This window comes from Caulobacter sp. P1_D6 (assembly GCF_056406095.1).
Genome location: NZ_JBFUAW010000016.1, coordinates 78,696 through 101,732 on the forward strand (window position 1 = coordinate 78,696; position 23,037 = coordinate 101,732).

At 68.5% G+C, this 23,037-nt stretch carries 22 protein-coding genes, 2 tRNA genes and 2 pseudogenes; 11 read left to right on the forward strand and 15 right to left on the reverse strand.

The features are described 5' to 3' along the window. Positions 1-23: 23 nt before the first annotated feature. A tRNA-Pro gene (locus tag AC1DYP_RS11050) sits at positions 24-100 on the reverse strand. A gap of 150 nt (positions 101-250) precedes the next feature. Between AC1DYP_RS11050 and AC1DYP_RS11055 the strand changes: the two genes are divergently transcribed. Then, positions 251-324, forward strand: a tRNA-Gln gene (locus tag AC1DYP_RS11055). 588 nt (positions 325-912) lie between these two features. Next, on the forward strand, positions 913-1,341 hold the full coding sequence (locus AC1DYP_RS11060; protein WP_012285398.1) for a Ros/MucR family transcriptional regulator: 429 nt from the start codon (positions 913-915) through the stop codon (positions 1,339-1,341). A gap of 96 nt (positions 1,342-1,437) precedes the next feature. Here the strand turns inward: AC1DYP_RS11060 and AC1DYP_RS11065 are convergent, their stop codons facing one another. The 5 genes from AC1DYP_RS11065 to AC1DYP_RS11085 all read right to left on the reverse strand — a co-directional run bounded on the left by AC1DYP_RS11065 (position 1,438) and on the right by AC1DYP_RS11085 (position 6,891). Continuing rightward, positions 1,438-2,220, reverse strand: a complete 783-nt coding sequence (locus AC1DYP_RS11065) for a hypothetical protein (protein WP_477046369.1) — start codon at positions 2,218-2,220, stop codon at positions 1,438-1,440. A gap of 57 nt (positions 2,221-2,277) precedes the next feature. After that, positions 2,278-3,618 (reverse strand): hypothetical protein, encoded by a 1,341-nt coding sequence (locus AC1DYP_RS11070; protein ID WP_477046370.1) that lies wholly within the window; start codon positions 3,616-3,618, stop codon positions 2,278-2,280. Positions 3,619-3,678: 60 nt separating this feature from the next. After that, complete coding sequence (locus AC1DYP_RS11075; RefSeq protein WP_477046371.1) at positions 3,679-4,041, reverse strand: hypothetical protein; 363 nt, start codon at positions 4,039-4,041, stop codon at positions 3,679-3,681. Between the two features lie 56 nt (positions 4,042-4,097). Further along, entirely contained in the window at positions 4,098-4,649 is a 552-nt protein-coding gene (locus AC1DYP_RS11080; protein ID WP_477046372.1) for an N-acetyltransferase family protein, read from the reverse strand. A 133-nt stretch (positions 4,650-4,782) separates the two neighbouring features. Beyond that, positions 4,783-6,891, reverse strand: coding sequence for a S9 family peptidase (locus AC1DYP_RS11085; RefSeq protein WP_477046373.1), 2,109 nt, complete (start codon positions 6,889-6,891; stop codon positions 4,783-4,785). 191 nt (positions 6,892-7,082) lie between these two features. Here AC1DYP_RS11085 and AC1DYP_RS11090 point away from each other — a divergent pair, with 191 nt between their 5' ends. Further along, a complete protein-coding gene (locus AC1DYP_RS11090) occupies positions 7,083-7,946 on the forward strand; it encodes a trypsin-like serine peptidase (protein ID WP_477031969.1) in 864 nt (287 codons plus the stop codon). Positions 7,947-8,031: 85 nt separating this feature from the next. Beyond that, a pseudogene (locus tag AC1DYP_RS11095) lies at positions 8,032-8,219 on the forward strand (CsbD family protein). 188 nt (positions 8,220-8,407) lie between these two features. Here AC1DYP_RS11095 and AC1DYP_RS11100 read toward each other — a convergent pair. The 5 genes from AC1DYP_RS11100 to AC1DYP_RS11120 form a co-directional block, all read right to left on the reverse strand. Then, positions 8,408-8,854 carry a MaoC family dehydratase gene (locus AC1DYP_RS11100; protein WP_477031968.1) on the reverse strand — a complete coding sequence of 149 codons (447 nt, stop codon included), beginning with the start codon at positions 8,852-8,854 and terminating at the stop codon, positions 8,408-8,410. Positions 8,855-8,936: 82 nt separating this feature from the next. Then, positions 8,937-10,256: an Nramp family divalent metal transporter gene (locus tag AC1DYP_RS11105; protein ID WP_477046374.1), complete on the reverse strand. Its 1,320-nt coding sequence runs from the start codon at positions 10,254-10,256 to the stop codon at positions 8,937-8,939. Positions 10,257-10,429: 173 nt separating this feature from the next. After that, a complete protein-coding gene (locus tag AC1DYP_RS11110; RefSeq protein WP_477046375.1) occupies positions 10,430-10,792 on the reverse strand; it encodes a DUF4180 domain-containing protein in 363 nt (120 codons plus the stop codon). A 17-nt stretch (positions 10,793-10,809) separates the two neighbouring features. Then, positions 10,810-12,348 (reverse strand): acyl-CoA synthetase, encoded by a 1,539-nt coding sequence (locus AC1DYP_RS11115; RefSeq protein WP_477046376.1) that lies wholly within the window; start codon positions 12,346-12,348, stop codon positions 10,810-10,812. Beyond that, the gene (locus AC1DYP_RS11120) at positions 12,348-14,018 is read right to left on the reverse strand and encodes a GMC family oxidoreductase (RefSeq protein WP_477046377.1); all 1,671 of its coding nucleotides are present in this window, start codon (positions 14,016-14,018) and stop codon (positions 12,348-12,350) included. Before AC1DYP_RS11120 ends, AC1DYP_RS11115 begins: the two co-directional genes overlap by 1 nt. A 99-nt stretch (positions 14,019-14,117) precedes the next feature. Between AC1DYP_RS11120 and AC1DYP_RS11125 the strand changes: the two are divergent. The 6 genes and pseudogenes from AC1DYP_RS11125 to AC1DYP_RS11150 form a co-directional block, all read left to right on the forward strand. Continuing rightward, positions 14,118-14,225, forward strand: a pseudogene (locus AC1DYP_RS11125) (hypothetical protein); the annotation flags it as partial. Between the two features lie 59 nt (positions 14,226-14,284). Beyond that, positions 14,285-15,169, forward strand: coding sequence for a crotonase/enoyl-CoA hydratase family protein (locus tag AC1DYP_RS11130; RefSeq protein WP_477046378.1), 885 nt, complete (start codon positions 14,285-14,287; stop codon positions 15,167-15,169). Positions 15,170-15,375: 206 nt separating this feature from the next. Beyond that, the gene (locus tag AC1DYP_RS11135) at positions 15,376-15,885 is read left to right on the forward strand and encodes a GAF domain-containing protein (RefSeq protein ID WP_477046379.1); all 510 of its coding nucleotides are present in this window, start codon (positions 15,376-15,378) and stop codon (positions 15,883-15,885) included. A 92-nt stretch (positions 15,886-15,977) separates the two neighbouring features. After that, entirely contained in the window at positions 15,978-17,123 is a 1,146-nt protein-coding gene (locus AC1DYP_RS11140; RefSeq protein ID WP_477046380.1) for a GNAT family N-acetyltransferase, read from the forward strand. A gap of 24 nt (positions 17,124-17,147) precedes the next feature. Beyond that, positions 17,148-18,068 carry a glycosyltransferase family 2 protein gene (locus AC1DYP_RS11145; protein ID WP_477046381.1) on the forward strand — a complete coding sequence of 307 codons (921 nt, stop codon included), beginning with the start codon at positions 17,148-17,150 and terminating at the stop codon, positions 18,066-18,068. Further along, positions 17,951-18,997: a hypothetical protein gene (locus tag AC1DYP_RS11150; protein WP_477046382.1), complete on the forward strand. Its 1,047-nt coding sequence runs from the start codon at positions 17,951-17,953 to the stop codon at positions 18,995-18,997. The genes AC1DYP_RS11145 and AC1DYP_RS11150 overlap by 118 nt, the downstream gene beginning before the upstream one ends. A 246-nt stretch (positions 18,998-19,243) precedes the next feature. On the opposite strand, the gene AC1DYP_RS11155 is transcribed toward AC1DYP_RS11150, so the two are convergent. The 4 genes from AC1DYP_RS11155 to AC1DYP_RS11170 form a co-directional block, all read right to left on the reverse strand. After that, positions 19,244-19,666 (reverse strand): hypothetical protein, encoded by a 423-nt coding sequence (locus tag AC1DYP_RS11155; protein WP_477046383.1) that lies wholly within the window; start codon positions 19,664-19,666, stop codon positions 19,244-19,246. A 91-nt stretch (positions 19,667-19,757) separates the two neighbouring features. Then, positions 19,758-20,438 (reverse strand): DNA alkylation repair protein, encoded by a 681-nt coding sequence (locus tag AC1DYP_RS11160; RefSeq protein WP_477046384.1) that lies wholly within the window; start codon positions 20,436-20,438, stop codon positions 19,758-19,760. Positions 20,439-20,461: 23 nt separating this feature from the next. After that, a complete protein-coding gene (locus tag AC1DYP_RS11165) occupies positions 20,462-20,941 on the reverse strand; it encodes an SRPBCC family protein (protein WP_477046385.1) in 480 nt (159 codons plus the stop codon). 31 nt (positions 20,942-20,972) lie between these two features. Next, positions 20,973-21,317, reverse strand: coding sequence for an ArsR/SmtB family transcription factor (locus AC1DYP_RS11170; RefSeq protein WP_477046386.1), 345 nt, complete (start codon positions 21,315-21,317; stop codon positions 20,973-20,975). 221 nt (positions 21,318-21,538) lie between these two features. On the opposite strand from AC1DYP_RS11170, the gene AC1DYP_RS11175 reads away from it, so the two are divergent. After that, positions 21,539-23,023, forward strand: coding sequence for a methyl-accepting chemotaxis protein (locus AC1DYP_RS11175; protein WP_477046387.1), 1,485 nt, complete (start codon positions 21,539-21,541; stop codon positions 23,021-23,023). The last annotated feature ends 14 nt before the right edge of the window (positions 23,024-23,037 follow it).

The following is a 23,037-nucleotide window of genomic DNA, read 5'->3' on the forward strand; positions in this document are numbered from 1 at the left end:
TCCAGGAAATCTCGGGAAAAGAATGGTCGGAGTGGCAGGATTTGAACCTGCGACCCCTGCGTCCCGAACGCAGTGCTCTACCAGACTGAGCCACACTCCGACTTGGAGGGCGGCTTATAGACACGCCTCGACAGTCTCGCAAGCGACAAAAATCACCTCGAAAAAAGAAGTTCAAAGCGACGTTGCATCCGTCCGACTCCTGCGCTATCTCCACCGCCTCGCCGGGCCCAACGGGTCTCGCCGTTCCTGCTGGGGAATGGTGTAATGGTAACACTGCGGTTTTTGGTACCGTCATTCTAGGTTCGAGTCCTAGTTCCCCAGCCATTCTCTTCTTTCCTAAATCAGCTTCCGCTTCGGCGGCCGTTCGGCCGGCCGACCGGTCGGCTGACGTTGAATCGCAGTTTTCCACAGAAATTAGCCCGTGCGTCTCACGCCTGAGATTCGGGCGGCGGCGAGCGCGCCGCGGCGAGCGGCGCGCGGGAGACGGCTTGAAGTTCTTCCGAGGTCGGCGGGCCAGGCTTGGCCTTCGAAAGCCAAGACGGCATCTGTGATCACATATCGTCGTTCAAGTCGGCTCGGCGCCGACAAGTCTTTGTGTTTCAAGGGCAAGGCCCAGCTTCGACAAGGCGCGCCGTCGCAAGAATGCTGATCTTTGCCTGATCTGGGCAGGCCTCGAATCATTGCGATGCTGAAACTTTTGTTCCAGCAACGAGGCTCTGAAAGGGCTGGTCAGGAACGGGCTAACCAGGCCTTGACCGCTTCTCATGGTTTAGAGCCGAGGCGATTTTCTCGTCGTTGTTCTCAAGATTCGCTTGGCTTAAGGGCTTGGCAAGCACGATTACCCGGATTGAGTACTTGTATTTCGACGGGGCGGGTGTATTTCCAAGTCAAATACCCACCGGAGAGACCCTCGTGGAAGACAAGGCTACCCTGATCGAGCTTACCGCCGAGATCGTCGCCAATTATGTGGCCAATAACAGCACGTCGGTTTCCGATTTGCCGGCCCTGATCCGAGCGACTCATGACGCTCTGGCTGGTATTGGTTCTCCTGAAGCGGCTCCCGTCGAAACCGTTACGAAGGCTACGCCGGCTCAGATCCGTCGCAGCATTACGCCCGACGCCCTGATCAGCTTCGAAGACGGCAAGCCCTACAAGACGCTGAAGCGCCACCTGACCACGCACGGCATGACCGTCGCCGAATACAAGGCCAAGTGGGGTCTTCCGAACGACTATCCCACCACCGCCCCGGCCTATAGCGAAGCGCGCTCGGCCATGGCCAAGGCCCTGGGCCTGGGTCAAGGCGGCCGCAAGGCCAAGGCCCCGCGCGGCCGCAAGGGCTGATCCGACCCTCCAAAGGTCGAAATCGAGCAAAACCCCCGCCGGCGACGGCGGGGGTTTTTCTTGGTCGGTTGTCGTCTCTGTGAGGCGTCAGGGGCCTCAGGGGACGGCCGGCGGGCCCCAGGTGGTCATCGGGTTGTTGTCGCTGTCCGTCACCACGACGCGGTCAATCCGCGCGGTCACGAAGCATTGGTGGGCGGTGACCACCAGTTTCACCGTGTCGTTGGTGTCGCGCGCCGCGAGCGTGCCGTTGTAGTCGCCGCAGAAGACTTCAGGCTGCTGACCGAGGGCTGTCAGGCGGCCTTCGATCACCAGGGTCATCCCCTTGACCCGGGCGCGCAGGTCGCGTTGGTCCAGCTGGGTCTCGTAGATCATCAGCGGCTCGAACCGGGCCGGCAGGGCCGAGGCGCCGGCGGCGTACGGAACCGCCAGGCCGTAGTTGGTGATGATGCTCGCCAGCGCCGTTTCCTCGCTGTAGTTCCGCTCGCGCTCGTACTTGTGGATGAAGACGTCGTTGTGGATCTCGTCGGCGTTGAAGAACACGGTCTGCAGCGGCGGCAGGGCTTCCAGGCCCTGCTTTTCGAACCGGTCGTAGTTGGTCGAGGTCAGCTCGCCCAGGCCGATGATCACCTTCAGGACGTGTCGCCGATAGTCGTACGTCCAGCGCGCCGGGCTCTGGAAGGTCTTCATGTCGCGCTTGCGGCCGTCGACGAAGGGGATGGCGATCCGGAACGGCCGTCCCGCCAGCGGAGCGGAGGCGGGTGTCTTCCGCGCCGTCTCCATCACGCCCCGCAGGTCGGCGCCGTCGAGGGTGTCGGGCGTATCGAGCGCGGTAGGCGCCGCGGCGGCCATCGCCGCCGCGGCCAAAAGACCACTGATCATCACAAGGTCTCCTCTTCAGGAATAAAGGAGACCTTAAGTTGAGCTGCGGTCAAGCGACTAGCCGATCTTGAGCCTCACGAAGGCCATGCCGCCCATCGGGTCGTCATAGCCGAGCGAGGCGGGCGCATCGAACGCGCTGGCCAGGCCGCCGAAGCCGAGCTTGACGTTGTCGGACAGCGGCACGTCGTAGATCGCGCCCACCGACAGCTTGCGCACCGTCGACACGCCGCCGTGATGGCCGGCCAGTTCGTCCTGCTCCACCTGCTCGGCGCGGGTGAAGACGGTCCAGTGCTGATCGGGCTTCACCGCCCCCTCGAACAGCCAGGCCTGCAGGGCGTCGCCGGGGATGCGGTCCTTGCGGGCCCAGGCCAGGGTGGCGCTGAGCGAGCCGTCGTTCCCGAACGGACGAGAATAGAGGGCGCTGAGCGAGGTGCGGGCCTCGTCGTCGTCGGGCTCCAGGGCCTCGGGACTGTTGATCCGCGTCCAACTGGCCTGAAGGGCCCAGTTCTCCGTCGGGTTCCAAGAGACGCGGGTCGCGACGCTGTCCAGTTGGCCGGTCTCGATGTCGTAGCGATGCTGGTCCGGTTCGCGACCGCGGAAGGCGCTGGCCTCGACCTTCCAGGCGTCGCGCGACACCCCGGCCGTCACCACGCCGAAGGTGATGTGGGTCGAGTCGAACCAGTGGTGGGTGATCGGGGCCTCCGGGCTGTCCATGGCCGCCTGGCGGTGCATGAAGGCCGGCGGGCCGAACGCCGGCTCGCCGGGCAGGCCGGCATAGAGATAGCCGTCGAAGCCGCCGCCCAGCGGATGGCTGTAGCTGGCCGACAGCTCCATGAAGAGGTCGTGCGGGTGCTGGCGGTCGACCAGCGGAGTCTGGCCGTCGGCCGTCTCGCCGCTGGCCAGCAGCAGCGGATAGCCGCGCTTGCCCATGAACGGGTCGGGGCTGACCATCGCCTTGAAGCCCAGCGTGCCGTCGCCGACCTGGCGCTGGGCCATGCCCATCACCATCCCGGCGACGAAGGCCTTGTCGCCGCCGCGCGGCCCGCCCTGGCTGTCATAGACGCCGTTGAACAGGGCGTGGCCCATCAGCATCCAGCCGCTGTCGGTATGGACCATGATCCCGTCGTGCGGCGAGGCGTCCGGCTGCCAGCTGGTGCCGGAGGCGTCGCGGGCCATGCCGTAGCCGCCCAAGGCGCTTTGCATGGGCCGCATGGAGGGCGAGAAATCGCCTTCGTCCATCGCAATGTCGGCCTCTGAGCGGAGGGCGCCGGTCATGTCGTGGCCGGCGTGGGCGTCTTTGTCGTGCGCCTCCTGGGCGAGTACGGGAGCGGCGAGACTTAGGCTCGCGGTGAAAGCGGCGCAGGCCAGCAGGCGCGCGTGGAAAGTCTGGGTGGTCATCGGGACCGACCTTTCTGAAGCAAGGGGAGGATGATCCGCGCGGCGGCCGCGCGGAAGGCTTCAGGCGAGGGGTCTTGGAGGGCCGTGTTCCGGCGCGGGGCTCAGACCGTCGAAGGCCTGGCTGACGGGGGCGAAGGCGATGCGGACGGCCGCGCCCGGCGTCGTGGTCGGGGCGATGTCGCGGACGGCGGCGGGCAGGCAGCCGGCGCAACAGTTCATGGCCAGGGCGTCGGGCTTGGACTTGTGCACTGGCGCCTTGTCATGGGCCATGCCCGCCATCTCGCCCCTCATCTCGCCCATGTCCGCCGCCGTCTCATGGCAGGGCGGGACGGCCCCGGCGTGGGCGGGCAGGGCGCGCAGCGGTCCGCCGACGGCGAAGACCGCCGCCAGCAGGATCAGCATCAGGGTGCGCAGGCCGAGCATGGCGGGACCCTAGGCAGGCGGGGACGGCGGGGCAAGTCGCATCGCCGTCATCTTCATCAGACCCCGCGCAGCTCCATGCCCGGCGCGTCCGGCTCGCGCGCGCCGCCGCCGTTCAGCGGGCGCTGCATCCAGACGAGATCCACCCAGCGGCCGAACTTGTAGCCCATGTCGGGGAACACGCCCTTCTGCTCGAAACCCAGGGCGGCGTGCAGGCCGATCGAGGCGGCGTTGCCGCTGTCGCCGATCACCGCGCACATCTGGCGCAGGCCCAGGGCCTCGCAGGCCTCGATCAGGGCCGACAGCAGCGCCTTGCCCACGCCCTTGCCCACGGCGTCCGGGCCGACATAGACGCTGTCCTCGACCGTGTAGCGATAGGCCGCGCGCAGGCGGAACGGGCCGGCGTAGGCATAGCCCAGCACCGCGCCGTCCTGCTCGGCGACCAGATAGGGCAGGCCCTTGGCCAGGAAGGCCGCGCGCCGGCGGCCCATCTCGGCCTCGTCCGGCGGAACCTCCTCGAAGGTGCCAAGGCCGTTCAGCACGTTCCAGCCGTAGATGGCGGTGATGGCCGCGATGTCGGCGTCGGTTGATGGACGGATGGTCACGCTCATCAAAGTCCTCCCCCCATGGGGGAGGTGTCGGCGCAGCCGACGGAGGGGGGAGTGATCGAATGCCCGACGTATCCCCCCACCGGCGCTGCGCGCCGCCTCCCCCACAGGGGGAGGGCCCGCTTGGTCGAACTCATCACGCCTTGGTCCATCCCTTGTCGACCGCCCACACGGCGAACGCATAGTCCAAAGCGATCTCCTTGAGGAAGTCGAACCGTCCGGAAGCCCCGCCATGACCGGCTTCCATGTTGATCTTGAGCAGGATCGGGGCGCCGCTTGTGGTGTGTTCGCGCAGCCGGGCCGTCCACTTCTCCGGCTCCCAATAGGTGACGCGCGGGTCCGACAGGCCGCCGGTGGCCAGCACGGCCGGATAGGCCTTGGCCGTGACGTTGTCGTACGGCGAGTAGCTGGCGATGTAGTCGTAGGCGTCCTTGTCCTCCAGCGGATTGCCCCATTCGGGCCATTCCGGCGGGGTCAAGGGCAGGGAGGTGTCGCTCATGGTGTTGAGCACGTCGACGAACGGCACCGCCCCGATGATGCCCGACCACAGGTCGGGCCGCAGGTTGGTGATCGCGCCCATCAGCATGCCGCCGGCCGAGCCGCCATAGGCCACCGTGCGGTCCTTGGCGCCGTAGCCCGCGCCGTGCAGGTGCTCCGCGCAGGCGATGAAGTCGGTGAAGGTGTTCTTCTTGGTGAACTTGCGGCCGTCCAGGAACCAGCCGTAGCCCTTTTCCGAGCCGCCGCGGATGTGGGCCGTGGCCCAGATCCAGCCGCGGTCGACCAGGCTGAGGTTGCGGATCGAGAACGACGGATCCATCGACATGCCGTAGCTGCCATAGCCGTACAGCAGCAGCGGCGCCGTTCCGTCGAGCGGCGTGTCCTTCTTCATCAGGACGGTGACGGGGACCTCGGCGCCGTCCGGAGCCTTGGCGTAGAGCCGCTTGGTGACATAGGCCGCCGGATCGTGGCCGGACGGGATCTCCTGGGTCTTGCGCAGGGTCTTGGCGCCCGTCGCCATGTCGTAGTCGAACCACTGCCGGGGCGTGGTCGGCGACTGGTAGACGTAGCGCATCACCGGGGTGTCGAACTCGTAGCCGCCCTCCAGGCTCAGGACATAGGCCTCCTCGTCGATGACGATCGGCTTCTCGGCCCTGGTGGCGCGGTCGGTGATGACGATGCGGGTGTTGGCGTTGACCCGCTCGACGCGGACCAGGTGGTTCTTGTAGGCGGCCAGGCCCGTGATGAAGTGGCCGGGCTTGTGGGGGACGAAGTCCTTCCAGTGGGCGCGGCCGGGCGTGGCGACCGGCGCCTCGACCAGCTTGAAGTCGATGGCCTCGTCGGCATTGGTCAGGATGACGAACCGGCCGTCCCAATGCTCGACCGAATAGCGCAGGCCCACGGTGCGTGGCTCGAACACCTTGGGCGCGGCGGTCGGGTCGGCGGCGGGGATCAGCAGGGTCTCGGACGTCTCGTGGTCGCCGGCGCTGATCAGGATGAAGGCGTCCGAGCCGGCCGTGCCGACGCTGACGAAGAAACCGTCGTCGGGCTCGTCATAGACCAGCACGTCGTCCTTCAGCCCGCCCCGGGCCGGGCGGCGATAGATCTTGTCCGAGCGGCCGTTGTCGTCGCGGTGGGTCCAGAACAGCCACTGGCTGTCGGGAGACCAGGCGAAGTCGCCGGTGCTGCTCTCGACGGGCTCCTTCAGGATCTCGCCGGTCGCCAGGTCCTTCACATAGATGTGGTGGACCTCCGAGCCTTGCGCGTCCTCGGCGTAGGCGAACAGCTTGTGGTCGGGGCTGTGGTCGGCGGCGCTGACCTGGCTGTAGGCCTTGCCCTTGGCCAGGGCGTCGCAGTCGAGCAGGATCTCTTCGCCATCGGTCTTGCCCTTGAGGCGGCGGGCGAAGATCGGGTGCTGGCCGCCGATGTTGAAGCGCGAATAGTATTCGAACGGGCCGTCGGGGGCGGGGACGCTGGCGTCGTCCTCCTTGATGCGGCCCTTCATCTCCTCGAACATCGCCTTCTGCAGCGGTTCGGTGGAGGCCAGCATGGCCTTCACATAGGCGTTCTCGGCGGTCAGGTGATCCTTGACCTCCGGCTTGATCAAGGCCGGATCGCGCAGGACCTTCTGCCAGTTGTCGTCCTTCATCCAGGCGTAGTCGTCGACGCGGACGCGGCCCAACTGCTCGGTTCGCTTGGGGATCTTCTGGGCGACAGGCGCGACAGGCGGGGGCGACTCTGACATCATGCTCTCGGATAAGGCGTTCTCGGGGGGGATCACCGACACCGACGTAATGACAGCTGCCGCGCTCGTCATCATTTTGCGCCGGTTCATGGTGAGTTTTCCCCCTGATGCGTCAGAACGCCAACTTGTGCGCCTAGACGGCGCTGGTCAAACTGACCCTCGTGTAGAGTGAATCCGGGGGCGTGAGGGCTTAGATGGCTTGGGACCTGTCGGTCGATCTGATCCAGGCGACCGTGCAGCTTGAACAGCCGCTCGGCGACGGTTCACGCACCGTCGGCACCGGCTTCCTGATCGAGGATCCGACCCCCGACGGCCGTCCGCGCACGATCCTGGTCACCGCCGCCCACGTCTTCGACAAGATGCCCGGCGTCTCGGCCAAGATCGGCTATCGCATCCAGAGCGCCGACGGCGTCTGGCGCTACGATCCCCACACCCTGAAGATCCGCGACGGCGACCACGCCCTGTGGGTCAAGCATCCCACCCGCGACGTCGCCGCGATCGAGGTCGAGGCCCCGCCGGAGTTCGCCAAGGCGGCGATCCCCCTGGCCTGGCTGGCCCAGGACGACACCTTCAACAAGTATGGCCTGGGTCCTGGCGACGAGATGATGGCCCTGGGCTTCCCGCGCGGCCTGTCGGCCAATCCGGCCGGCTTCCCGATCCTGCGCTCGGGCCGGGTGGCGTCTTATCCGCTGGCCCCGGCCAGCGTGTTCCCGACCTTCCTGATGGACTTCTCGGTGTTCCCCGGCAATTCGGGCGGACCGGTGTTCATGGCCGAGGGCGCGCGCCGCCGGCCGGGCTCGACCGAGAGCCAGGAGGTGCAGTTCGTGGCCGGCATGCTGACCCAGCAGGTCGAGCTGACGGGCGAGCGGCTGGAGATCGGCATCGTCACCCACGCCAAGTTCATCCGCGAGACCGTCGCCATGCTCGACAAGACGGCCGGTCCGCCGCTGATCCAGGCCAAGCCCGCCCGGCCGCCCGAGGCTCAGGACCAGGCGATGGGGGACGCGACCCAGGCCGCCGCGGCGGTGTCGGCCGCGGCCATGGCGGTCGCTCGGTAGCGTCCACTGTAGGATAGGCGACACAGGAACCTCGCTCCTGGCCCCCCGTTTCTAGGGGGAGTTCGAATCCAGCAGGAGTGAAGTCATGAGCACCAATCGTGTTGAAGGCGCTGTCGACAAGGGTGTCGGCGCTGTCAAGGAAGCCGCCGGCAAGGCCACGGGCAACGAGCGTCTGGAAGCCGAAGGCGTAGCCCAGAAGACCAAGGGCGACGTCCAGAACAAGGTCGGCCAGGCCCAGGACAAGATCGGCGACGCGATCAAGAAGTAGCTTGATCCACGCCTAGACAAGCAAACGGCCGCGGAGCGATCCGCGGCCGTTTTCTTTTGTCTTCAGGGTTGTCATCCCGGACGAGCGCGCAGCGCGAAGATCCGGGACCGACGCGTGAACACCGCGCTTCCGGCGGTCCCGGATCGGCGGCCCTTCCGGCGTTGTCCGGGATGACAGAGCGTTTTGGTTGAGATCAGCCGTAGATGATCGAAATCGTCTCGGCCACGCAGGCGGGGCGTTCCTCGCCCTCGATCTCGATGGTGCACTCGTTTTTCATCTGCAGGCCGCCGGCCTTGGGCTCGACGCTGACCAGCTTCTGGCGCATGCGCACCTTCTTGCCGACCCGGACCATGCCGGTGAACCGCACCTTGTCGCAGCCGTAGTTGATGCCGCGCGTCACGCCGGTCACCCGCAGGATGCCCGCGCCCAGCATCGGGATCAGCGACAGCGTCAGGTAGCCATGGGCGATCGGACCGCCGATCTCGCGGGTCGCGCGCTCGACGTCGACGTGGATCCACTGGTGGTCGCCGGTCGCCTCGGCGAACTGGTTGACCCGTTCCTGGCTGATCTCGACCCAGTCGGAGACCCCGATCTCCTGGCCGACCAGGCTGGCGACGTCGGCGTAGGCGACTTCCTTCATGGCGTGTTTTCTCCCGCACGTTTCTTGGCTTGAAACAGTTGTTTGATTGGTCGCACGGGAGGGCGCGACGGGCAAGGTCCCGTCAGCCGAACAGCGTCTGCACCACCAGCCAGGCGTTGGCGGCCGAGATGACCACGAACAGGCTCCAGGCCACGGCCTTGGTCAGCAGGCCGTTGGCGAACACGCCCATCAGCGCCTTGTCGTCGGTGAAGCGCAGCAGCGGGAAGATGGCGAAGGGCAACTGAGCGCTCAGCACCACCTGGGTCAGGACCAGCAGCTTGCCCACCGAATGCTCGCCCATGGTCAGCACGCCGATCAGGGCCGGGACGATGGCCAGCCCCCGGGTGATCAGCCGCCGCTGCCAACAGGGGATCTTCAGGTTCAGGAACCCCTCCAGGATCACCTGTCCGGCGATGGTGCCGGTGAAGGTCGAGCTCTGGCCCGAGGCGAACAGGGCGATCCCGAACAACAGTCCGGCCACGGCCGCGCCGGTCAGGGGCGCGAGTAGGCGGTGGGCCTCCTCGATGCCGGCCACCTCGGTGTTGCCCGTCCGGTGGAAGGCCGAGGCCGCCAGGATCAGGATGGCGGCGTTGATGAACAGGGCCACGGCCAGCGAGGCCACGGTGTCCAGCGTCGCCAGCCGCAGGGCCGAGCGCTTGCCCGGCTCGTCGGCGGGGACCACCCGGGTCTGGACGATCGCCGAGTGCAGATAGAGGTTATGCGGCATGATCGTCGCCCCGACGATGCCGATGGCCAGGTAGAGGGCGTTGCCCTGCTTCAGGGCGTCGAGCGACGGGATCAGGCCGTGCGCCACCGCGCTGGCGTCGGGCTTGATCAGGATCAGCTGGACCAGGAAGCAGATCCCGATGGTGGCGACCAGGCCCAGGATGATCGCCTCCAACTGCCGGAAGCCCTTGCCCTTCAGGCCCAGCACGATGACCGTATCCAGCGCCGTCAGCAGCACGCCGGCCCACAGCGGTATGCCCAGCAACAGCTTGAAGGCCAGGGCGCTGCCCAGCACCTCGGCGATGTCGCAGGCGATGATGGCGATCTCGGCCAGGAACCACTGGACCTTGACCGTGCGCGGCCCGTAGCGGTCTCGCGACATCTGGGCCAGGTCGCGGCCGGTGACCAGGCCCAGGCGCAGGCTGAGGGTCTGCAGCACGATGGCGGCCAGGCTGGACAGCACCACCACGAACAGCAGGGCCGTGCCGTAGCGCGATCCGGCCTCGATGTCGGTCGCCCAGTTGCCGGGGTCCATGTAGCCGACGCTGATCAGCAGGCCGGGGCCGGCGAACCGCAGCGCCCGCTTCCAGGGGCTGAGGCCCTCGGGCACGGCCACCGCGCCGCGAACCTCGGCGGGGCAGAAAGGGGCGGTGGCGGTCTTGGGCAGGGAGAACATGGCGCCAAGCGTTAGCGTGGATTCGGTCCTCCCCCTATGGGGGAGGTGTCGGCGAAGCCGACGGAGGGGGGAGTGATCGGAAAGCGGCCACAACCCGGATCGAGTTTCCTAGAACTCCCCCCACCGATCGCTGCGCGATCGCCTCCCCCACAGGGGGAGGGGCTGGGCGTCCATCACCTCTGGGCTAACCGCGCCTTCAGCTCCGCCATGTCCCGCACGAACCACACCGCCGAGCCGTTGTTCGACTCGTAGACGAAGTCGCGCAGGCTGTTGCTGGCCTCCGTCGAACGCGAGATGTCGCCGATGAAGGCCACGCCCACACGGTAGTTGATGAACTTCTGGATCACCTCGCCGGCAATGCGGGTGCTCAGGTCCAGGAAGCCGTCGCCCAGCCGGTCCAGCGGGACGGCCGCCCACGTCGCGTCGGCCGACCAGGCCTCGCTCAGGAAATCGTTGACGGCGCCCACGTCGAGGGCGGGGCCTTCGGATGCGAAGACCAGGACGGGCGTTTCGTGGATGAGCTCGACCTGGTCCATGGAAGTTCGCGATGCGGCTAGACGATCCTGCTCTCGCCCTTACCCCAATACGCATCGCGGATCAGCCGCTTGTAGAGCTTGCCCGTCGGATGCCTCGGCAGCTCCGCCATGAAGTCGATGCGTTTGGGCGACTTCACGTGGCTGAGGTTGGCGCGGGCGAAGGCCATCAGTTCCTCCGCCAGGGAGGCTTGGTCGGCGGAAGGGTCCAGCGGCTGGATCACCGCCACCACCTGTTCGCCCATCTCCTCGTGCGGGGCGCCGACCACGGCGGCGTCGGCGACCTTGGGGTGGGTGATCAGCAGGTTCTCGATCTCCTGCGGATAGATGTTCACCCCGCCCGAGATGATCATGAAGCTCTTGCGGTCGGTGAGGTACAGGTAGCCCTCCTCGTCGACCCAGCCCACGTCGCCCAGGGTGGTCCAGCCGTGCTGGTTGTAGCTCTCGGCCGTCTTGTCCGGGGCGTTGTGGTAGTTCACCGCCGGGCCGTTGGCGAAGTAGACGGTCCCCTCGCTGCGCACCGGCAGTTGCTCGCCGGCCTCGTCGCAGATCCGCAGTTCGCCCAGCACCGCCTGGCCGACGCTGCCCTTGTGGGCCAGCCAGTTGTCGGAATTGATCCAGCAGAAGCCGTTGCCCTCGGTGCCGGCGTAGTATTCGAAGATCACCGGACCCCACCAGCCGATCATCTGCTCCTTGACCGGCACGGGGCAGGGGGCGGCGGCGTGTACCGCCGACCGGATCGACGACACGTCGTACCTTGCGCGGACCTCTTCCGGCAGCTTCAGCATCCGCACGAAGTGGGTCGGCACGAACTGACCGCAGGTGACGCCGTACTTCTCGATCAGGGCCAGGGCGGCCTCGGGATCGAACTTCTCCATCACGATCACCGTGCCGCCGATCTTCTGCACGGTCATGCACCAGCGCAGCGGGGCGGCGTGGTAGAGCGGGGCGGGCGAGAGATAGAGGCTGTCGCCGCTGAAGCCGAACAGGCCCATGGCCATCATCTGCAGGGCGTGGGGCGCGTCGATCGGGCCGCCGCTCAGCGCCGGTTTGACGCCCTTGGGCCGGCCGGTGGTGCCTGAGGAATAGAGCATGTCCGAGCCAGCCGTCTCATCGGCGATCGGCGTCATGGGCATGGCCGCGCTGGCCGCCTCGAAGTCCTCGAACGGAGCCTTGGCGCCGCCCACCCGGAACAGCCGCACGCCGGGGATCAGCGGCGCGACGGCCTGGGCCGCCTCGTCCAGGGCCGGGCTGACGATCAGCGCCTGGGCCCCGCAGTCCTTGACGATGTACTCGACCTCGGCCGCCGTCAGCTTGGTCGAGACGCAGGTGAAATACAGCCCCGCGCGCTGGGCGGCCCAGGCGATCTCGAAGAAGCGGGCGTTGTTGTCCATCAGGATGGCGATCACGTCGCCGGCCTTCAGACCCCACGAGCGGAACAGCTGCGCCCCCTGGTTCGAGCGGGCGTCGAGCTGGCCGTAGGTCACCGTCTCGCCGGAGCCGGCCATGATGTAGGCGGGCTTGTCGGGCTGGCTCTGGGCGTGATGGAACGGATGCATCAGGCGGCGGCCTCCACCTTGGCGGCCTGGCGGATCATGTCGCAGGCTTTTTCGGCGATCATGATGGTGGGGGCGTTGGTGTTGCCCGACACCAGGCGCGGCATGACCGAGGCGTCGACCACCCGCAGTCCCGTCACGCCGCGCACCCGCAGTTGGCTGTCGACCACGGCCATCGGACCGCTACCCATCTGGCAGGTGCCGACCGGGTGGTAGATCGTCGAGCCGGCGGCGCGGGCATATTCCAGCAGGGCCGCGTCGCTGGCGAAGTCGGCGCCCGGGTTCATCTCGTGGTCGATCAGCGGGGCGATGGCCGGCTGGGCGGCGATCTTGCGGGCCCACTTCAGGCCGGCCACAGTGACCTCCTGGTCCAGCGGATCGGACAGGTAGTTGGCGAAAATCGCCGGATAGACGGTCGGGTCGGCCGACTTGATGCGGATGTGGCCTCGGCTCTCGGGGCGCAGCTGGCACGGGGCGATGGTCAGGCCCGGCGCGCCTTCCAGCTCCATCTTCTGCTCATTGAACAGCTTCTCCAGGTCCATCGTGGCCGGCAGGATGTGGAACTGGATGTCCGGCTCGGCGAGATCCGGGCGCGACTTGCAGAAGGCGGCGATGTGGGCCGCCGACAGGGTCAGCAGGCCCTTGCGCTGGAACAGGTACTTCAGCGCCTCGGCCGCCAGCCGGCCGCCCTTGCTCTGCTCGTTGACCGACACCGTCCCGGCCTTCAGGCGGAAGCGCGCGCCGGTGACGTAGTGGTCCTGCAGGTTCTCGCCGACCCCGGGCAGGTCGTGGACCACGGCGATTCCGTGCTCGGCCAGCAGCTGGCCTGGACCCACGCCAGACAGCTGCAGCAGCTGCGGCGAGTTGATCGCGCCGCCGGCCAGGATCACCTCGGCCCGGGCCTTGGCGGTGCAGACCACGCCGTTCTGGCTGAACTCGACGCCCACGGCGCGCTTGCCCTCGAACAGCACCTTGCGGGCCAGCGCGTTGGTCTCGACCTGAAGGTTCGCGCGGCCCATGGCCGGGTGCAGATAGGCCACCGCCGCCGAGCAGCGCTGGCCGTTCTTCACGGTCAGCTGGTAGTAGGCCACGCCCTCCTGGCTCTCGCCGTTGACGTCGGCGTTGCGCGGGATGCCAGCCTCGACGCAGGCCTCGACCACGGCGTCGGAGATCGGGTTGGTCTCGGTGACGTCCGAGACGTTCAGCGGGCCGCCGGTCGCGTGCCAGTCGCCGCAGTCGCCGCGCTCCTGGTGCTGGGCCTTGCGGAAATAGGGATAGACGTCGTCCCAGGCCCAGCCCTCGCAGCCCAACTGACGCCAGCCGTCATAGTCGGCCTGTTGCCCGCGGATATAGAGCAGGCCGTTGATCGAGGACGAGCCGCCCAACACCTTGCCGCGCGGCCAGACGTGCGAGCGTCCGCCGGTGCCCGGGTCCGGCTCGGTGGCGTACAGCCAGTTGACCTTGGGGTCCTTCAGGGTCGAGGCGTAGCCGACCGGGATGTGGATCATCAGGTTCGACATGAACTGGGACGGGTTCCTGGTCGGCCGGTCGTCGCCGCCGGCTTCCAGCAGCAGAACCTTGTACCGGCCGTCCTCGGACAGCCTGGCCGCCAGCACGCAACCGGCCGAGCCGGCGCCCACCACGATGTAGTCGGCCTCGATGATCGACGTCATCGGATCCTCCCTTTTCCGCCCGCGTGTCTCCGCGTGATCGGTGATCACTGGAGAATGCGCGGGTCTTGCCGGAACGCCAAGGGTGTCGTCGGGGAAGGCCCTGCGTCCTTCGAGGCTCGGCTACGCCTCGCACCTCAGGATGAGGAATTCTGCAGCGACAAAGCTCCTCATCCTGAGGCGCCCGCGCGGCGGGCCTCGAAGGACGCACAGGATTGCCGCCAGTTCATACGCGTGTTTGAGTGCCGCCAAACCCGGAGGAGACACCCATGGCCGCGCCCAGCTTCGAGACCCTGCTCTACGCCGTCGAGGATGGGATCGCGACCATCACCCTGAACCGTCCGGAGAAGCTGAACGCCTTCACCGCCCGGATGATGAAGGAGCTGATCGACGTCTTCGACATCACCGACGCCGACGACGCCGTGCGCGTGGTGATCGTCACCGGCGCTGGCCGGGCCTTCTGCGCCGGGGCGGACCTGTCGGGCGGCGGGGCCACCTTCGACCGCACCAATCCCCAGGCCCTGGAGCGCGAAGAGGGCAAGGTCGGCGACATCTATCGCGACGGCGGCGGCCGCGTGGTGCTGCGGATGTACGAGAGCCTCAAGCCGATCATCGCCGCCGTCAACGGCGCGGCCGTCGGGGTGGGGGTGACCATGCAGCTGCCGATGGACATCCGCCTGGCCTCGACCGACGCCAAGTTCGGTTTCGTGTTCGCCCGCCGGGGCATCACGCCCGAGGCTTGCTCGTCCTGGTTCCTGCCGCGGCTGGTGGGCATGCAGACGGCTCTGGAATGGTGCTTCACCGGCCGGGTGTTCGGCGCCCAGGAGGCCAAGGAGCGCGGCCTGGTCCGCTCGCTGCACGCGCCCGAGGACCTGCTGCCGGCCGCCCGGGCCCTGGCCCGCGAGATCGCCGACAACACCGCGCCGGTCTCGGTGGCCCTCTCGCGCCAGCTGCTGTGGCGCATGGCCGGCGCCGACCATCCGATGGAGGCCCACAAGGCCGACAGCCGGGCCATCCAGTCGCGCGGCGCGGCCGGCGACGCCAAGGAAGGGGTGAGCTCGTTCCTGGAGAAGCGCGCTCCGGTGTATCCGGACAAGGTGTCGGCGGACCTGCCCGACATCTGGCCGGCGTGGGGCGAGCATCCGTTCAAGTAGGGGCGTCACCCTAAATCCGTCTCCCCGGCGAAGGCCGGGGCCCAGATGGAATGGCTTTGAGGCTGACGCCAAAAAAAAGCGCGGAGGTTTTCCAGCCCGCCACACCGCTCTGGGATCTGGGTCCCGGCCTTCGCCGGGAAAACGGGGAAGATGGCTCGGCGTAACCACCCCTCGCATCCCCCACCAAACGCGCTATATCCCCGCCCATGGCCGAAGCTTTCAACGACAAGACCCTGACCGCCGACTTCCAGGCCAAGGATCGGGCCGCCCGCTACGCCGAGGTGGCCGACGAGATCGCCTCGGTGCTGGACGGCGAGACCAACTTGACCGCCCGCATGGCGACGGTGGCCTCGATGCTGGCCAGCAGCTTCGACCACTATTTCTGGACCGGCTTCTACGTGGTCGATCCGCTGAAGGCGCGCGAGCTGGTGGTCGGGCCCTATCAGGGCACGCTGGGCTGCCTGCGCATCGCCTTCGGGCGCGGCGTCTGCGGTGCGGCGGCCGAGACCGGCCAGACCCAGCTGGTCGAGGACGTCCACGCCTTTCCGGGCCACATCGCCTGCGACAGCCGGTCCCAAAGTGAGATTGTCGTCCCCGTGTTCGACGCCTCGGGTCAGTTGCTGGCCGTGTTCGATGTCGATTCCGACAAGCCGGCCGCCTTCGACACGGTCGATCAGCACGGAATCGAGGCGATTCTGAAGGCGACTTTTTCCTGATTGCAGCCTGGGCGCGATGGTCGCCTAGAAAGCGAACTTGGCCCCCGTGTTGCAGTCCGATCCAGGTCGGGATCGGATTAGGACACATCACCATGCTGGACATCGAGACCCTTCACCCGCGCGACCTGACGCAGGCCGACGTGCGGACGTGGCGCGAGATGGCGGCGGCCGAGCCGGCCTTCGCCAGCCCGCTGCTGGGTCCGGACTTCGCGCGCGCCGTCGGCGCCGTGCGCGACGACGCCCGCGTGGCCGTGATCCGTCGCGGCGACCAGACCCTGGGCTTCCTGCCGCATCACCGCCGCCCCGGCGCCATGGCCCGGGCCATCGGCTCGCCGCTGTCGGACTATCACGGCCTGGTCTCGCGCGCAGACGCGGGCCTGGACGCCGCGCAGGTGCTGGGCGCCGCCGACCTGACCGCCTATCGCTACACCGGCCTGATCGATCCGTTCGGCGTGTTCGGCCGCAACGAGACGAAGACCGCCCACGTCATCGACCTGGCCACGAAAGGTTGGGGCGGCGCCGACGCCGAGGCCTATCTGGAGGCCGTCCGCGCGGCCAGCCCCAAGAAGATCAAGAACTGGCGCCGGCTTGACAGCAAGCTCGAGCGCGAGATGGGGACCATCGAACTGGTCGCCGCCGACCGCTCGCGCGAGGCCTTCGACCAGCTGATCGCCTGGAAGCGCGAACAGCTGGAGCGCACCGGCGTCCACGACTTCCTGCGCCCGGCCTGGGTGCAAGGCCTGCTGCTGGACCTGTTCCTGAAGCAGACCGGTCCGTTCCAGGGGCTGATGATCAACCTCTACGCCGGCGGCCAGCTGGTGGCGGGCCATTTCGGCGTGCGGCTGGACGGCGTCTATCACCCGTGGATCGCCTCGACCAATCCGGCCTATGGCGAGTGGTCGCCGGGCCAGATCTTCTTCATGCGGGCCATCGCGGCCATGCCGGGCCTGGGCCTGCATCACTACGATCTCGGTCCCGGCCACGACCACTACAAGGGCGCCTATGCGCTGAGCCAGGTCCAGATCGGCGACGGCACGGCGACGGCTTCGACCATGGCCGGGCGGATGGCCCACTCGCTGGACGGGGTGATGGCCCTGGCCGGTTCGCGGGGCGCTGGCCCGGTCGGACGGCTCAGCCGTCGCATGGACGCCATAGCCAGCGTCGAGCTGACCCTGGGCGGGCGGATGCGCGGCCTGGTCGACGCGTTCGCTAACCAAGCGCAAAGGCGCGGCGGCTAAGGTCCGCCAAAGCCTGGAGCTCGCATGCGCGTCACGGTCATGATCCCCACCCAACGGCGTCCGCACGGCCTGGCCGTCGCGGCGCGTTCGGTGTTCGCCCAAGTCGGGGTCGACTTCGCCGCCCTGGAGCTGGTGGTGGTCGACAACGACCAGGCCCCGTCGGCCGAGAAGGCCGTCGCCGACCTGGCCCGCCAGGCGCCGTTCCCCGTCCACTACGTCCACGAGCCGCGCCCGGGCGTGGCCCACGCCCGCAACGCCGGCATGGCCAAGGCGAGCGGCGCGCTGATCGCCTTCCTCGACGACGACGAGGAGGCCCCGACCGGCTGGCTGGCGGCGCTGCTGGCCGCCCAGGCGCGCTACGAGGCCGACGTGGTGTTCGGTCCGGTCCGGGCCCGAGCGCCGGTCAGCGTGGTCGCGCATCGCGACTATCTGGAGCGCTTCTTCTCGCGCGAAGGCCCCGCCGAGGCGGGCGTCATCGACCACTATTACGGCTGCGGCGACAGCCTGCTGCGCCGCGCCGCCTTGCCCGATCCGGTCGCGCCGTTCGCCGTGGAGCGCAACCATATCGGCGGCGAGGACGACATGCTGTTCGGCCACATGCAGGCCAATGGCGCGCGCTTCGCCTGGGAGCCGGCCGCGTGGGTCTGGGAAGATCCCGTGCCCGATCGCCTCAGCCTGGACTACACGATCCGCCGCGCCTTCGCCTACGGCCAGGGCCCGTCGGCCCACTGCGCCGCCGCCAGTCCGCCCGACCGCGTGGGCGTCGCCCGCTGGATGGCGGTGGGCGTGGTCCAGGCCGCCCTGTTCGGCCTGGTGGCCGGCTTCAAGTGGCTGACCCGGGCCGGCGACCGCGCCGACTGGCTGGACCGCGCCGCCCGGGGCCTGGGCAAGACCCTGTGGTGGGGCCCGTTCAAGATCCACTTCTACGGAAGGACCGTGTCGTGAGCATCATCAGCGACTGGACCGACGCCAAGGCCGCGGCCTTCGGCCGTGAGAACCTGACTTTCCAGCATGGCCTGCACGAGCGGCCGATGTTCGACGACGAGGGCCTGGCCCGCCTGCTGGACCAGTATCCGCGCGACCAACTGGGCGTCTTCACCATGGGCGAGGACCCCAAGGCCTGGACCACCTGGCGCAAGGGCGCGGCGGGGAACCTGACCGGCGACCAGCTTCTGGAGGCCGCCAAGGCCGGCCGCATCTGGCTGAACCTGCGTCACACCAACGATTTCGTGCCGGAGTACGCCGCCCTCTGCGACGAGATCTTCGCCGAGAAGGAGGCCCGCGTGCCGGGCCTGAAGACCTTCAAGCGCGACCTGGGCATGCTGATCAGCAGCGCTGACGCCCAGGTGTTCTACCATCTGGACGTGCCCCTGGTGTCGCTGTGGCAGGTCCGCGGTCGCAAGAAGGTCTGGGTCTACCCGGTCGCCGATCCCTATGTCGGCGAGCTGGCGCTGGAGAAGATCGTGCTCAAGGAGACCGCCGAGCAGTTCGCCTTCGACCCCGCGTGGGACGCCGGCGCCCAGGCCTACGACCTGACGCCCGGGACCATGGTCACCTGGAAGCAGAACGCCCCGCATCGGATCGAGAACGGCCCGATGCTGAACGTCTCGATCTCGATCGAATTCATGACCCCGCCGGCCCTGATGCGGGCCAACGTCATCTACGCCAACGGCGTGCTGCGCCGCCGCCTGGGCGCCAGGCCGCGCGTGCAGGACGGCTTCGGCCCCCTGGCGCTGGGCAAGCTGGCCGTGGCGCGCGGGGCCAAGGCCCTGAACCTGCAGACCCCGCACGTGCGCCACCTGCCGGTGACGTTTGGACTGGATGCTCGGCGGCCGGGCGTGCTGGTCGAGCGGGGCGAAGGACGCCTCCCCTAAGTCCTCATTCAGTTGTCATCCCGGACAAGCGCGCAGCGCGCCGATCCGGGACCGACGCCTGAGCGCGGCGCTTCGGCGGTCCCCGGTCTTCGCTTCGCTACGCCCGGGATGACAGTGTTTCTTGCGTTCGGCGGTCAGGTTCCGGCTGGGGTCGCTCGACGGCGCGACCGGCGGCGGCCTCGGCTGCGTGACGGCGCCGCTCCGCCAGCGTCTCCAGCGCCACGCCCCAGCCGCCCCGCGCCAGCCTCACGACGCTCGCCCCCGCACCACCAGCCAGCCGCCCGCCCAGCACAGGGGCAAGCCGGTGACCGCCAGGAGGATCGGGTACCAGTGCGGCCCCAGGCCCAGGTTCCACGTGGCGATCACGCCGGCCGTGCCGGCGATCAGGCCCAGCACGCCCAGGATGAAGGCGTGGCGCAGCGGGGTGTTCGGGGCCAGCCTGGCGGTGATCCAGCCGCCGGCCAGGGTGAAGACGCTGCGATAGGCCAGGGCCAGCAGGTTCAGCAGCGGGTCGTGCATGCCCTGTTCCGGCGGAGGATAGACCTTGGCGGCGTGCAGGACGGCGTCGGTGGCGGTCGACAGCACGACCACAGTCAGGAAACCGGCGATCACCGCCAGCACGCTGCGGCCGATGCGGCGGGGCGAGGTACGCAGGGCAAGGTCACTCATCGACGGTCTCCTTCGGAGGGTTTGAACATAAGACGTTCGGGTAGGGGCCGATGCGACACGGCCGCGTCGGATTTCTGCGAGACGCCGCGGATCAGCTGCGAGCGGCCTTGGGCGCCTTCGTCAAAGCCTCTAGCGCGTCCTTGCCGACCCAGCGCGCCGACGGCTCTGGCGAGGCGGCCAGGCGCCGCGCGGTCCCGATCGCGGCGGCCTTCAACGCCGGGCTCTTGCGCAGCCCGATCGCCCGCAGCGCCCAGTTCACCGCCTTCTTGACGAAACTTCGATTATCCCCCGCAGCGCGTTCGATCAGGACCAGGCCGTCCAGGAACGGCTGGTCCTCGGCGGTCTTGTCGTGCAGCGCCAGGCAGGCCAGCAGGGCGAAGGCCGCCCGCCGGCCGAACTCGTCGTTCAGTCCGGCCCACTCGCCGATCTTGGCGAAGGCGTGGGGCGACTGGTCGAACAGCTTGAAGCAGACGGTGTCGACGATGCCCCAGTTGTCGAAGTCGGCCCGCCAGGCGTCCATCTGCTCCGGCGTCACCCGGGCCGGATCGTCGACCAGGCTGGCCAGCATCCGGGCCTCGTAGACGCCGGTCGCCCAGAGGGCGGCGGCCAGGTCGTGGTCGCGGCCCAGGCGCTTGGCGATCTTCTGCAGATTGGCCATCGACACGCCCAGGGCGCTGGGCGCGACGATGCCGAACCGGTCCAGATTGGCCAGGTCGTGGTCGGTGGCGGCCGACCGCAGGGCGGCCATGGCGTCGGCGAGGCGAGCCTCCATGGCCGTTCCCCCTCCCTTCCCCGTCAGACGGTTTCGAGCAGGGCGTCGAGGCGGGCGTAGCCCATCTCCATGCCGTCGGTCATGCCGCTGACCAGGGCGCCCTTGCGGGCCGCCTCGTTGGCGTAGATCACCGAGGTGGTCAGGGTGGTGCGGCCGCCGGTCTCGGTCAGGGTCGAGGTGACCGTGGTCTCGCCGCCGGTCCAGTTGTCGTCGAACACCTCGTTGTGGACGATCCGCTCCGGCGCGACGATCTCGCGATAGACGCCGGCCATGCCCATGTCGCGGCCGTCCTGGTTGCGCCAGACATAGCGGAACTTGCCGCCGACCCGCAGGTCGATCTCGCAGACCGGCATGGTCCAGCCGGGCGGGCCCAGCAGCCAGCGCTTCACCAGGTCGGGCTTGGTCATGCAGTCGAACACCAGCTCGCGCGAGGCGCCGAAGGCGCGGGTGAACACCACTTCGCGGTCGCCTTGGGTGGCGACGGTCAGCTTGTCTTGGGCCATGGGTCGTTTCCTTCTGGATGGGGAGGGCGCTTCAGCGTCCCTGGGTGGTTTTCAGTTCGTCGAGCAGGGCGTCCAGGCGCTGGAAGTTGGCCTCCAGCGTCTGTCGGTAGGCCTCCAGCCAGGCGTTGGCCTCGGCCAGGGGCTTTTCCTCCACCCGCACCGGACGGCGCTGGGCGTCGCGGCCCCGCGAGACCAGCCCGGCCTTCTCCAGCACCTTCAGGTGCTTGGAGATCGCCGGCTGGCTCATGGCGAAAGGCGCGGCCAGTTCGCCGACGGAGGCCTCCCCCGTCGCCAGCCGCGCCAGGATGGCGCGTCGGGTCGGGTCGGCCAGGGCGGCGAAAGTGGCGTCGAGCCCCGCGGGGTTTCCATAACTCATCAGTTCCATAACTAAATGGTTATATTCTGGATCGATCGGAGTCAAGGCGGTCGATCCAGATCATCGCCGCCTAGAGCGAGGCCGCCTCTTCGCCGTCGGCGGAGGAGGCGGTTCGCGCCTCTTACCCCGCCAAAATGTCGCGGCGCGGGTATGGTTAATGAGGCGTTAGGACTCAGTCGCCATTTCTCGAAGCTGGCCTAGCGCGGCCTCGGAGATTCGGAATGAGCGGGTTCAATCGGCTGCCTCTCGGCTGGAGGCTGATCGTCGTCCTCGGCCTGTCGGCGGGCCTGGGCCAGCTGGGCTGGGCGGCGTTCGGCGGACCGGGCCTGGTCTCGCCGTTCAGCATGGCCGGCATGGCGACGCTGGTCGCGACCCTGATCATCGGGCTTGTCGCCTGGAGCGAGGCCACGCGCCGCGCCCTGGACGGCCTGACCCGCTCGGTCGACGCCCTGGGCGCCGGCCAGTACGACCAGCCGCTGCGCTCGCCCGACACCGACGACCAGCAGGTCCAGGCGCTGGCCAAGGGCCTGGACGGCGTCCAGCGCAAGCTGGCGAGCGAGCAGACGGCCCGCGCCGCCGAGGACGCCGAGCGCGCGACCGCCGAGGCCGAGCAGCGCCGCCATCTGCAAGAGGTCGAGACCTACGCCCGCACCCAGTTGACCGCCGTCAACACCCTGGGGCAGGGCGTCGAGAAGCTGGCCGAGGGCGACCTGATCTCGCGCCTGCGCGAAGACGCCTTCCCGCCGGAAGCCCGCAAGATCCCCACCGATTTCAACGCCGCCGTCGACAACCTGCAGCAGACCTTGGCCGGTGTCCTGGGCGCGGCGCGCAGCATCCGCGCCGGCTGCGGCGACATCTCGGCCGCCGCCGACGACCTGGCCCAGCGCACCGAGCGCCAGGCGACCGGTGTGGAGCGCACCGCCGCCGCCCTCGACCAGATCACCGCCACGGTGAAGAAGAGCTCCGACAACGCCGAACAAGCGCGGGGCGTGACCCAGAGCGCCAAGTCCAACGCCGAAAAGAGCGGCCAGGTGGTGCGCGAGGCCGTCGAGGCCATGGGCGGCATCGAGAAGTCCTCGCAGTCGATCACCCAGATCATCGGCGTCATCGACGAGATCGCTTTCCAGACCAACCTGCTGGCCCTGAACGCCGGCGTCGAGGCCGCCCGGGCCGGCGACGCCGGTCGCGGCTTCGCGGTGGTGGCGCAAGAGGTGCGGGCCCTGGCCCAACGCTCGGCCGACGCCGCCAAGGAGATCAAGGGCCTGATCCGCGCCTCCAGCGAGCAGGTCGACAAGGGCGTCAAGCTGGTCGGCGAGACCGGCCAGACCCTGGACCAGATCCTGGGCCAGGTGATCGAGATCAACGACCTGGTCGGCGAGATCGCCGCCTCGTCCAAGGAACAGGCCACGGGCCTGGCCGAGGTCAACGCCGCGGTGAACCAGATGGGCCAGGTGATCCACCAGAACGGCGCCATGGTCGAGCAGTCCGCCGCCGCCACCAGCGCCCTGGCCGCCGAGGTCGAGGAGCTGGAACGGCTGCTGGGCGGCTTCCAGGTCGGCGCCCAGATCCACGAATACCGGCCGCGCCAGGACCAGCGCCGCGAAGTCCCGACGGCCCCCCGCCGCGAAGCCTTCCGCGATCGCTACGTGCAGGGCGCCACCGCGCTGAAGATCGAACCGCGCTCGCGTCCCGGCGAGTGGCGGTAGGTTCCAGGGAAGAT